Here is an 11,425-nt window from a genome sequence, read left to right as displayed (position 1 = left end):
AACCAGGCATAAAGAAGAGTCTGTGGCCCCCTCAGTGATACAAAACTGCCTTTCATATATGGTAAACCATATTAAAGAAGTTCAGTAGTGGGCGGTGTCGATAGGTCTGATTCAGATGTCATTTCAGAAGGGGGATGCCGTAAAGCTGTGTTATAGATGTGAGGGAAAGCTTAGCGTTTCGCTCCTCTCCGATCGTCAGCCTGAAAGAGGTTGTGACAAAGACTATTAACCTGAGCATGGCGGTAAAGAGCTTCGATGCCATTTGGGGGGAATTTTCGGTTTAATGGCTAATATATTATAATTCCGTCCATAACCTCATATACAAGTCTGGGCGGACTTAAACCGCTTGCAGGAGGAGACTATGTATTATCTGTAATGATATAAAACAGGCATGCGAAAGGAAATAATATCAAAGCAGGCAAAGCCAGGTATTTAATGATGTAGGTGATTATTCTATCTTCCATTTCTGTAAGTTTCTTATGCCTGTAATGATTTATATATTTTTTGATAAAGAAATTTACTAATCAGCCAGCAGCAAAAGACGAGAGTGTAACAAGACTATCTGAATAAATCATAGGTTCGCCATAGAAGCTGGTTCCTGTCGATAAAAATTTGTGAAAGCTGCGTGATAGCCTGAACAATCATTAATTTAATGAGTGCAGCCATATTGTCGTTGACAATATGGCTGATTTATTTAGCGAGATTTAAACAATAAAGTGAAATGCCTGATATATATGCATACCGTTATCAATGAGCAAATTTCGTATGTAAACAGGATGCGTTGAGCTGATGCATACACGGTAGGCGAAAAACTCATCATCATCACGGTAGCGCAACCAGCTAATAAAGAAATTACCGCGGCTATAGCAAATTTCTTATTTAAAATAAAATTATAGGAAAGATAAGCCAGAGAAAAAACAGCTGCCAGAGTAAAGAAATAAGAAGTGTAAATTTTATATCCGAACCATGATTGAGCATTGAAATAGCTTTCATTATAAATAAAGTCTATTAAGCCAGAGTTTAAATGGCTAAGTAAAAAGCCACATAGTTTAATGAATAAAAAAGAGATGGCTATTATATCTGTTATCTTAATGTTTTTTTCTTTTAGCACATTTATTAATGCCAAAAGCATTAATGCATTGATAATAAGGTTGCTTGAGTCGTTAAGGTGATGATTCAGCCTGTCTACGCCCAGGGTTAATTTGTTAACTAAATTGAAATCAGCAAATTCAGGCAAGGAGTTTTTTACTTCAAAAGCGAATCTCTGCGCGTTACCCGGTGCGGTAAGCAATATTGCAGTACATGCCAGACACAAAGCAATAAACAGGAGGTCATAACTTTTTTTATCTTTTTTAAAAAAATAAATTGAAACAGAGCCGGTAATCATTAATACGGCAACTTGCTCACTAAAGCAGCTAATGCTCAATAAAAGTAAGGCCAAAACTTTATTAATTATACTGGTATTTGATGAGTTTTTGACTATTAACAAAGACCATGAGCCCAAGGCAACCGGCAGTAAATAGTTATAAAAACCGGTAAGCCACCAGGCGGCGTCGGCGTTAACGCTTGGCGTAATCAGCATAAAAAGCAAAATGCCTGCCGGAACAGCGAGATAAGCGCGTGCTATATCAAAGAAAAATGCGCGCCATGCCGTATATGCAAGCAAAAGTACCGAGGCGGGAATAGCAATTTTCCAGAATAGTTTTATATTAATAGTTTTTATCAATAATAGTTCAATAGGTATTCTTCCACTCCAGCCAAAGTAACGCTGCTGCAATAGTGAGAATATATTCTTTCCATCAAGTATTCTGGAAAACATTGCATCATCACCATCTGGCACAGGATGTAAGGTGCGAGACAGAATATATAAAAAAACAGCTGCGCTTAAGTAAAAGAAAAACGGCAGTGTTTTCTGGTTATTTACATTCATAGGTCACCATATTTTTTTGGCCGTTCTTTTCCAGCTCAATAACAAATCTATTAGTCATATTGGTATTACTGGCATTTATTGCAGAGGCAACGAACCCTGCATGACTAAACGCAGCGTTTTTTCTTGCCTCAACAATATCAGGCCTTCTGATAGTTGTTTTATGAATTTGATACAGATTACCTTGAGTATCAACACGATAGATCTTTGTTACTACATTAATGTCGCCATTACTTAACCCTGCCCAACCTGCTATAAGGCTGAAACGTGGCTCAATATTACAATAATCAATGCTAAATATAAGATTACCAGGCTTATCCACGGTGAGGGCAGGTAATGCAGCTTTATAACTATTGATAGAATCACGGGACAGCAAGAGAAAAAAAGCGCAGGCTATTAATGAACCAATGAAGATCACCGTTGGAATTTTATCTTTCAACATCATTTTTCTTTCCGATCTGTTTTCTTAACGATATATTTAGGTCGACGTTTTACCTCAAGATAGATCCTTCCTATATATTCACCTAAAACACCAATTCCTATCAGCTGAACACCACCAAGGAATAATATAGATACAATGATTGAAGGATAGCCCGGGACATTATTTCCCCAGAATATTTTATCTAAGATCATCCAACTGCCGTACAAAAAAGAAAGCGCTGCAACAATCAGACCTATATAGCTCCAGATCCTTAAAGGCAACGTTGAAAATGAGGTAATCCCTTCAAGTGCTAAATTCCATAATTTCCAGCCATTAAACTTAGTCGCACCAATACTTCGTTCAGCGCGACTATATTCAATAATTTCTGTTTTTCCACCAACCCAGCTTAATATGCCTTTCATAAAGAGATTTCTTTCAGGTAAGGCAATGATATTGTCTACTGTTTCACGATTCATTAATCTAAAGTCGCCAACGTTTTCAACAATTTTTGAATGGCTGATGGCATTGTGTATTTTATAAAACCAGCCAGCAGTTTTCTTTTTAAATGCGGTATCACTGCTTCTGTCAACGCGTTTTGCTAATACAACATCAGCGCCTTGTTGCCACTTTTCGATCAGCATTGGAATAACATCAATGGGATCCTGTAAGTCGACATCAATGGGGATAACCGCGTCGCCGCTGGCATATTCCAGTCCGGCAAATAAAGCAGCTTCCTTACCAAAATTGCGTGTAAAGTTGACCAGTCTAACTAAAGGATCCGCTACTGATAAGGCATAAGCAATATTTTCCGTGTTGTCAGTGCTACCGTCATTAATAAATATTATTTCAACCTGATATTTATGTATCGCCTCAAATTCTCTTACGCTTTTATAAAAAATAGATATAGCGTCCTCTTCATTAAAAACGGGGACGATGAGTGAAATTTTCATGATTTATTCCTGAAAACAACAAAATTACTAAAAAGAAAGCCAATTATCAAGCTCGTAGAGGAAAAAGTAATCAGTGTAAGTATGGGAGGGCAGTTTATTTTATCAGCCAAAAAACCGATAGTTAAAGCGAGCAGTCCCATAAAAAGGGTAAATGCCAGATAGCGTGCTAAGCCTGTATGGGTGCGAAAAGTCCATTTAGCATTAGCGAAAAAGCTGAAAGTTACCGCAATGATAAAAGCGAGAATGTTCGATAGCATTTGGTTTAAATGCAGTAAGCTAAAGCCCAGAGCGAAGGTTATCCAATGAATCAGGGTATTTATCACTCCAACAGAGACATAGCGGGTAAGAAGTGTCAACATTACAAGCTCTTCAATTACAATGAGTTAGAATTAATCAGAATTTCTTGGTAATATATTATAATATTTAGGAGGTAAAAACGAGAGTAATCCGTTGAAAAGGGCGGGAAAAATGTTTTTTCCAGTTTGGTTGGTTTTTGTCAACCAAACTGCAGGTATGGCCACATTATGCTGTTTTTTTGAACTCAGAGCTGCTTAACCAGCGATGCTGCATCATTTTTTTATGAATGCTCATTGCAGGCATTTCAATATATCGGGATGAAAAATAGCCAAAAAACATTGCCATAACTATTGCTAAAACTTGAGATTGATAGATATTTAAATTAAGAAAGTAAGAGATAAGTTGCTGAATCAGGAAACCCCATAAATATATTCCATAAGAAATATCGTATTTAATATTAATTTTTACAATAAATTTTAGGGTTGAAAACCAAAGCGCAAACGTACAAAAAAATAATGATATAAAAGCATTTGAAATGAATACGAATTTACCCCTGAAAATTAAATGAAGGATAAGAAATAAAGCAGGCAGGAAAAAGGATACACGGATATTTTCTTTATGCACTGCAAACAGAGCGCCAAAAGCAAAACAAGAAAATAATATAGTTATATAAAAATTTTTATAAATGGGTAGATAATTCTGAATATAAGGTGCGATAGGGGAAACAATCACTATTAAGCATAATATGGTGCTTACTATTTTGTTTTTTGTTAGTTTTAGTAAAAAAAATCCGAAAAGAATGCTATAGCTTATAACTTCATATTTAATAGTCCATAATGAGCCGTTTACACTGCCGGGATAGCTATTGTGCTCAAACACGCCCGGTAAATTAAATTGTGTGCTCATAAGTAGATTGTTGGTTATATATTTATACCAGGAAGGATCTGTAAAATATTCTGATAGAGATAGCGATGATACCAACGGCCCTATCACAGAAGCGGATACAATAGTTAAAACTGCCAGTCCGGGTACAATTCTAAAAAATCGCGCAGACAGGAAATCAACTGTTTTTGATTTAGTGAGTAAACTATTAGTAACCAGTAACCCACTAATAAAAAAGAAAATATTTACTGCAATGCTTCCTCCAGTTTCAGTGCCTGTAATTGCAGAAACAGGTTCTATGAGTTTTTCAGGGTTATTAATAGCATAAGCATGACTCCAGATTACAAGTATCGCTGCAAGCATGCGCATAAGATCGAAGTTATTACTATCACGTTTTAATATTGCAGACACAGTTTTAGCAGTCATGAATATGGCCTGATTAAGAGTTATCTTGGGATTATAAATTTAGTATTTTATGCTTGCAAGTAAAAAGCAGGTAATAGGTTTCTCTATAAGCTTTCTACAAAAGTCAGCCTTTTTATCATTTTGCTTTATTTACCTGAGCAAATTCAGTCGAGGGCGGGTCGACAATTGCTATTGCCTGATTTTAATACTTTCTTGCAATTTTTCAACGCTTTCCGCCACAAAATCCCGTACAACAGACGGGTTTTTTTCACCGTTGAAGATTGAGGATTTACCCTTGAAGAAGCGTCAGCTTGCAAGTATCAGCCTGGTTCTGGCCGTGGTGGCCGTGGCTCATGCTGAAGATAGCCCCTTAGCTTTTCCCCTGACTCCGCCCGCCATAGACGCCGCTTCCTGGGTGCTGATGGATGCTACGACCGGTCAGGTGCTGACGCAGGGCAATGCCGATGAACGTCGCAACCCGGCCAGCCTGACCAAGCTGATGACCGGCTATGTTGTCGATCGCGCTATTGATGCGAAGCGTATCAGCCGTGACGATATGGTCACCGTTGGTAAAGACGCCTGGGCCGCAGGAAATCCTGTATTCAAAGGCTCTTCGCTAATGTTCCTTAAGCCTGGCGAGAAGGTTTCCGTGCGCGATTTGAGCCGCGGCGTAATTATCGATTCCGGTAATGATGCCTGCGTGGCGCTGGCGGATTATGTGGCGGGCAGCCAGTCGGCTTTTGTCGATCAGATGAACCAGTATGTGGTTAAGCTTGGCCTAAAAAACACCCATTTCGAAACGGTGCATGGTCTGGACGCGCCGGGTCAATATACTACCGCTGGCGATCTGGCCAAGCTTTCTCGCGCCATTATCTCTGGCGAGCCAGATTTCTATCAGATGTACAGCGAAAAATCGCTGACCTGGAACGGCATCACCCAGCAGAATCGTAACGGATTGTTATGGGATAAAACCCTGCATGTCGACGGACTGAAAACCGGCCATACCGAAAGCGCTGGCTTTAACATTATTGCTTCCAGCGTAGACGGCCAGCGCCGCCTGATTGCCGTGATAATGGGCGGTAAAAGTTCGAAAGGGCGTGAAGAGCAGGCACGCAAGCTGCTGATCTGGGGCCAGAACAATTTCGATACCATTCAGCTTTTCCACGCCGGTAAAGAGATCGGCCACGAAAACGTCTGGTACGGCAATCCGCATCAGGTTTCCGTCGGCAGCGATAAAGATGTTTATCTCTCTCTGCCTCGTGAAGACGTGAAAAAAATCAAGGCGAAATACGTTATCGAGCGCAAGGATCTGGAAGCGCCGCTGAAGCTGCATGAGCAGGTTGGCACTATCCAGCTGGTGGATGGCGATAAAGAACTGGCTTCTTATCCGCTGGTCACACTCAAGCCGGTAGAAAAAGCGGGCGTGATTACCCGTATTACCGACTACATTAAGCGCAAACTGTAAGCTGTCACGGCGATCCGCCAGGGTCGCCGCTTCCTGGCCTGACAAAAATTTGTTGAGCCGTTGTTAACAGATTAACCACGGCTTAATACTGAGACGGTAATACGCAAAAAAACGGGCCAAGCCGCGTCTGACAAGGTATGATGCCGGGCAATTATTAGCCGCCCGGAGAAAGTTGTGCGTCCCGACAAGCCGCTATCGGCCTTTGAATTTACCCTTTATCGTAACTACCGCACGGTGCACGGCATTCGCATCGCGCTGGCATTCGTCCTGACCTTTTTGCTTATCCGCCTCTTTTCTATCCCGGAAGGAAGCTGGCCGCTGATTACATTGGTGGTAGTCATGGGGCCGATCTCTTCCTGGGGCAACGTATTTCCCCGGGCGATCCAGAGAATCGGCGGAACGATATTTGGCTCGGTATCGGGACTTATCGCGCTCAGGCTGGAACTCTGGTCGCTGCCGGTTATGCTTGCCTGGTGCATGCTGGTGATGTTTCTGTGCGGCTTTCTGACGCTCGGTAAACATCCCTATATGGCGCTACTGATCGGTATTACGCTGGCGGTTATCTGCGGCGGCGCGCCGGGCGATATGACCATGGCGCTGTGGCGCGGCGGCGATGTTATTTTGGGCTCGATTCTGGCGCTGCTTTTTACCAGCATCTATCCGCAAAAAGCCTATACCCACTGGCGCATTAAGCTTTCCGATTCGCTGCTGGAAACCGCGAAAATTTATCACGCCGGATTCTCGCCTAATCTGGTGGAGAAACCCCGCCTGACGCGTCCCCTACAGCGGTTGTTGACCGGCGTGGTTAAAATGCGCTCGCTGATTGACCCTTCAAGTAAAGAAACGCGGATACCGCGTTCGGTATTTGAAGGCATACAAACGTTGAATCGCAATATGGTTTGCACGCTGGAGCTACAGCTTAATGCATGGTGGTCCTCGCGCGAGAGCCATCTGATTATGCTGAACGCGCCCACGCTGAAAAGAACCCAGCAGATGACGGAAAACACGCTGCGCGCGCTGTCAAAGGCGATAGTTGAAGGCAGCACCGAGCAAATCACCGCCAATAGCGGCGAGCTGGCAGAAATCACGCGTGAGCTGCGCCAGTTAATAAAAGAGTCCAACAGCGATGAACTGGTAGAAACGCCGATCCACGGCTACGTGTGGCTAAGCCTGGAAATGGCCGCGCAGCTGGAAAGGCTGTCGGATTTGATGCGGCTGGTGCTGCGTAAATAAGCGATTAATAACAACTTACTGCGAAAAGCGCCGGTTCGCGCTAAGATAACCTCAGTTTGGCTCTCGTCCTCGGCTGCGCTAAGCCGGGCGCTAATGATAATAATGCCTGCGTGAGCAGGCCTGAACAGAAGGTGTGTTTCCATGGAAAATGCAAAGCAATCCTTTCAGGACGTACTGGAGTTTGTGCGGATGTTCCGTCGTAAGAACAAGCTGCAGCGTGAAATCCACGATATCGAAAAGAAAATCCGCGATAACCAGAAACGCGTGCTGCTGCTCGATAACCTCAGCGAATATATCAAGCCCGGCATGAGCGTCGAAGCGATTCAGGAAATCATCAGCAGCATGCGCAGCGACTATGAAGACCGCGTCGATGATTACATCATCAAAAACGCCGATCTGTCGAAAGAGCGTCGCGAGCTGTCCAAAAGACTTAAAGCGCTGGGCGAACAAAAACCGCAGTAAGCTGCGGGAAGAAAGGGGCGATCTTCGGATCGCTTCAAACTGCTGACAAACGTGAAGCGATGGAGGGCCTGTGGCTGGAGCAAAGCATTACGGGCCATGGACGGCAGCCGCCATGGAAGGCGCTTTTTGCGTCTTTGCGGAAGACACAGGCCCTCCTGAGCCGGCACCGGCATACTTTGTCATCAACCTCGGGCGATCTGCGGATCGCCTTTTTTATGGCGTAGCCTTATTACCGTAGCCCACCGGAAAATCGCTTTTATTAAAGAAAAAGACTTTGCATATCAGTCAGGCTTTTACCATCATCAGTAGTGTCTTTTTCATTTCTGGCAGGCAGCATCTTGCAAATATTCCGCGTTTCTCCGTTACAGGCCATCAGGCGCACGCCCTGGTATCCGAAAAGGCGTACTTATCGCGTGCTGTTCTGGCGGGAAATCACGCCGCTGGCGGTGCCGATCTTCTTCGAGAACCTGTGCGTCCTGCTGATGGGCGTGCTCAGCACCTTCCTGGTCAGCTGGCTGGGCAAAGAGGCGATGGCGGGTGTTGGCCTGGCCGACAGCTTCAATATGGTGATCATCGCCTTTTTTGCCGCTATCGATCTGGGTACCACTGTGGTGGTGGCTTTTAGCCTCGGCAAGCTAAACCGGGAAAGGGCGGAAGCAGCGGCTCGCCAGTCGCTGGTGATCATGACCATCTTCGCCGTGCTGCTGGCGCTGGGCATCGAGTTCTATGGCGAATGGATTATCGATCTGATTGCCGGTAACGCGGAGCCGCAGGTAAAAGAACTGGCGCAGGTCTATCTCAATATCACCGCCTGGAGCTATCCAGCCGCCGCTATCGCATTGATCGGCTGCGGCGCGCTCAGGGGCGCGGGCAACACCAAAATTCCGATGCTGATTAACGGCGGCATGAACATCCTGAATATTATTTTCAGCACCGTTCTGATCTATGGCTGTTTCTCCTGGAAAGGCATGGGGTTCGTCGGCGCGGGGCTGGGTCTGACCATCGCCCGCTATATTGGCGCGGCGGCGGTGATTTACGTGCTGGCTATCGGCTTCAATCCGCGGCTGAAAATCACGCTAAAAAGCTACTTCAGCAAGCTCAATACCAATATTTTGATGGAAGTGTTAGGCATCGGCGTGCCGGCCAGCATCGAATCCGTGCTGTTTAATGGCGGCAAGCTACTGACGCAGGTCTTCGTCGCCGGCATGGGAACGGACGTCATTGCCGGAAACTTCATTGCTTTCTCTATCGCCTCCATAATCAACCTGCCAGGCAACTCGCTGGGGTCAGCTTCCACTATCATCGTCGGCACGCGCCTTGGAAAAGGGCAGCTTTTGCAGCCGGAAAGACAGTTACGGCATATATTCTGGCTCTCTACTATCGGGCTCTGCGCGCTGGCGGCGTTGACGGTACCTTTCGCCGGTATTCTGGCCTCGTTTTATACGCGGGATGAAGACGTTATCCACGTAGTAAAAATACTGATCTGGCTGAATGCGCTCTTTATGCCGTTCTGGGCCGCATCATGGGTATTGCCAGCCGGGCTTAAAGGCGCACGCGATGCCAGGTTTACCATGTGGGTATCGCTGCTGGGTATGTGGGGATGCCGTATCGTGGCGGGCTACGGATTGGGCATAATGCTGGGCTTTGGCGTGGTAGGGATCTGGCTGGGTATGTTTCTGGACTGGATTGTCCGTGGTATCTTCTTCTGGCGCCGCATGACCAGCGGCCGCTGGCTGTGGAAATACCGGCCGCAGGAGGCGTCGGCCGCTCAGGACCTGGCGCTGTCAAAAAAATAATCAGGAATCGCCATGCAATCGCCCACCGCCGGTGAGAAAGAATCGCTGTTTCATCACCGCTCTTTTGTTGCTTTCTGGCTGGCGCGCACCAGCTCCAGCTTCGGTTTTCAAATGCTCTCTATTGCGGTCGGCTGGCAGATTTATGCCATCACCGGCCGCGCTTTCGATCTCGGCTTGATCGGGCTGGCGCAGTTTCTGCCTGCGCTGGTGCTGGCGCTACCGGCCGGGCACGTGGCCGATCAGTTCGACCGCAGAAGAGTAGTGCTGCTGGGGCAGTTCACCGAACTACTGGCGATAGCCGCGCTGGCGGTGCTGACGCTGATGCACCAGACCAACGAGCTGGTGATTTTGGCGCTGATTTTTGTACTCTCCATTGCCAAAACGCTGGAGGCGCCTTCCCTACAGTCAATGCTGCCTGCGCTGGTGCCGCCCTCTATTCTGGCGCGGGCGACGGCAGCCAACGGCGCATCTATGCAAACGGCCTCTATGCTTGGCCCGGCGCTCGGTGGCTTTTTATATGTGGCCGGGCCGCAGGCGGTCTATATCACTACCGGCGTGCTTTATCTTATCTCGGTTATCATGGTCAGCCGTCTGCGCTACGATCATGCGCCGCCGCCGCGAACACCTGCCACTTTCGCCAGCGTTTTCGCCGGGGTGAAGTTTATCCGCAACCGGCCGGACGTACTGGGCGTTATTTCTCTGGATCTGTTCGCGGTGTTGCTGGGCGGCGCTACGGCGCTGCTGCCCATTTTCGCCAAAGATATCCTGCATACCGGCCCGTGGGGGCTGGGGCTGCTGCGCGGCGCGCCAGCCGTCGGCGGCCTGCTGGTAGGCTTCTGGCTCAGCAGCCGTTCGCTGGAACGCAATGTCGGTAAAATCATGTTTGCTTCCGTAGCGGGCTTTGGCGTAGCGACGCTGGTGTTTGCGCTGTCGAAAGAGTTATGGCTATCGCTGCTGGCGCTATTCGCGCTGGGCGGGTTTGACATGGTCAGCATGGTGATCCGTGGCTCGCTGGTACAGTTGGATACGCCGGACGAAATGCGCGGGCGAGTCAGCGCCGTAAACTCCATTTTTATCAATACCTCTAACCAGCTTGGCGAGTTCGAGTCAGGCATGCTGGCGGCCTGGCTGGGTGCGGCACCCGCAGCGGCGCTGGGCGGCATAGGTACGCTGATAGTGGTGGGGCTATGGATGGCCTGGTTCCCAAGCCTGCGCCAACGCCAGCGGTTGCATGAGCCGACAACTTCTGGTTAAAACTGAGGCGTAGATTCTGCTTTACTCTTGCAAGCGCTGCTAATAAGTAGCGGCGCTTGAGGTTGATGACAAACCCCAGGTCGCGTTTAAATCTGTGAAAGAGCAGCAGAGGCAGATCGGAACACGGACACGCCGTAGACCCGTCCATGGGGGCTCGTTTCGCGCGTCCATGCGCGAAAACGGTCCGCTTATCCGCTCAGCCTCTGCCGCTATTAAGCTGCTGCATTGCTGCAAAAAACAGAGGCCAGCCCGAGCTTTTTTAACTTTGTCAGCAGTCTCAAGCGCCACTAATAAGTAGCGGCGCTTTCTATTAAATATTGGCGCTTTTTTAAG

Annotated in this window: 10 protein-coding genes; 5 read left to right on the top strand and 5 right to left on the bottom strand. The window is 46.8% G+C overall.

Features of this window, described 5'->3' with window-relative positions; all coding sequences use genetic code 11:
- Positions 1-694: 694 nt before the first annotated feature.
- The 5 genes from ACETPC_RS04760 to ACETPC_RS04740 form a co-directional block, all read right to left on the bottom strand.
- Positions 695-1,930, bottom strand: a complete 1,236-nt coding sequence (locus ACETPC_RS04760) for a hypothetical protein (protein WP_380179116.1) — start codon at positions 1,928-1,930, stop codon at positions 695-697.
- The gene (locus ACETPC_RS04755; RefSeq protein ID WP_380179114.1) at positions 1,917-2,372 is read right to left on the bottom strand and encodes a hypothetical protein; all 456 of its coding nucleotides are present in this window, start codon (positions 2,370-2,372) and stop codon (positions 1,917-1,919) included. Before ACETPC_RS04755 ends, ACETPC_RS04760 begins: the two co-directional genes overlap by 14 nt.
- Entirely contained in the window at positions 2,369-3,298 is a 930-nt protein-coding gene (locus ACETPC_RS04750) for a glycosyltransferase family 2 protein (RefSeq protein ID WP_380179112.1), read from the bottom strand. Before ACETPC_RS04750 ends, ACETPC_RS04755 begins: the two co-directional genes overlap by 4 nt.
- Entirely contained in the window at positions 3,295-3,657 is a 363-nt protein-coding gene (locus ACETPC_RS04745) for a GtrA family protein (RefSeq protein ID WP_380179110.1), read from the bottom strand. The genes ACETPC_RS04750 and ACETPC_RS04745 overlap by 4 nt, the downstream gene beginning before the upstream one ends.
- A gap of 163 nt (positions 3,658-3,820) precedes the next feature.
- Positions 3,821-4,903, bottom strand: a complete 1,083-nt coding sequence (locus ACETPC_RS04740) for an acyltransferase family protein (RefSeq protein WP_380179108.1) — start codon at positions 4,901-4,903, stop codon at positions 3,821-3,823.
- A 274-nt stretch (positions 4,904-5,177) separates the two neighbouring features.
- Here ACETPC_RS04740 and dacD point away from each other — a divergent pair, with 274 nt between their 5' ends.
- The 5 genes from dacD to ACETPC_RS04715 all read left to right on the top strand — a co-directional run bounded on the left by dacD (position 5,178) and on the right by ACETPC_RS04715 (position 11,092).
- Positions 5,178-6,347 (top strand): serine-type D-Ala-D-Ala carboxypeptidase DacD, encoded by a 1,170-nt coding sequence (gene dacD / locus ACETPC_RS04735; protein ID WP_380179106.1) that lies wholly within the window; start codon positions 5,178-5,180, stop codon positions 6,345-6,347.
- Positions 6,348-6,521: 174 nt separating this feature from the next.
- Positions 6,522-7,580 (top strand): FUSC family protein, encoded by a 1,059-nt coding sequence (locus tag ACETPC_RS04730; protein WP_380179104.1) that lies wholly within the window; start codon positions 6,522-6,524, stop codon positions 7,578-7,580.
- 141 nt (positions 7,581-7,721) lie between these two features.
- Complete coding sequence (locus ACETPC_RS04725; protein WP_380179102.1) at positions 7,722-8,042, top strand: DUF496 family protein; 321 nt, start codon at positions 7,722-7,724, stop codon at positions 8,040-8,042.
- A gap of 338 nt (positions 8,043-8,380) precedes the next feature.
- On the top strand, positions 8,381-9,838 hold the full coding sequence (locus ACETPC_RS04720; RefSeq protein ID WP_380179100.1) for an EmmdR/YeeO family multidrug/toxin efflux MATE transporter: 1,458 nt from the start codon (positions 8,381-8,383) through the stop codon (positions 9,836-9,838).
- A gap of 12 nt (positions 9,839-9,850) precedes the next feature.
- Positions 9,851-11,092, top strand: coding sequence for an MFS transporter (locus tag ACETPC_RS04715; RefSeq protein ID WP_380179098.1), 1,242 nt, complete (start codon positions 9,851-9,853; stop codon positions 11,090-11,092).
- The last annotated feature ends 333 nt before the right edge of the window (positions 11,093-11,425 follow it).

The organism is Pantoea sp. sgz302252, assembly GCF_042610525.1.
In the GTDB taxonomy this organism is placed as follows: Bacteria; Pseudomonadota; Gammaproteobacteria; order Enterobacterales; family Enterobacteriaceae; genus Erwinia.
The sequence above is the reverse complement of the archived record's forward strand: the minus strand, read 5'-3'. Positions and strand labels throughout refer to the sequence as shown.

Excerpts from the sequence above, each read along its gene's own strand:
- ACETPC_RS04715 (WP_380179098.1), top strand. The coding sequence starts at position 9,851 with ATGCAATCGCCCACCGCCGGTGAGAAAGAATCGCTGTTTCATCACCGC.
- ACETPC_RS04725 (WP_380179102.1), top strand. The coding sequence starts at position 7,722 with ATGGAAAATGCAAAGCAATCCTTTCAGGACGTACTGGAGTTTGTGCGG.
- ACETPC_RS04745 (WP_380179110.1), bottom strand. The coding sequence starts at position 3,657 with ATGTTGACACTTCTTACCCGCTATGTCTCTGTTGGAGTGATAAATACC.
- ACETPC_RS04740 (WP_380179108.1), bottom strand. The coding sequence starts at position 4,903 with ATGACTGCTAAAACTGTGTCTGCAATATTAAAACGTGATAGTAATAAC.
- ACETPC_RS04760 (WP_380179116.1), bottom strand. The coding sequence starts at position 1,930 with ATGAATGTAAATAACCAGAAAACACTGCCGTTTTTCTTTTACTTAAGC.
- ACETPC_RS04755 (WP_380179114.1), bottom strand. The coding sequence starts at position 2,372 with ATGATGTTGAAAGATAAAATTCCAACGGTGATCTTCATTGGTTCATTA.
- ACETPC_RS04750 (WP_380179112.1), bottom strand. The coding sequence starts at position 3,298 with ATGAAAATTTCACTCATCGTCCCCGTTTTTAATGAAGAGGACGCTATA.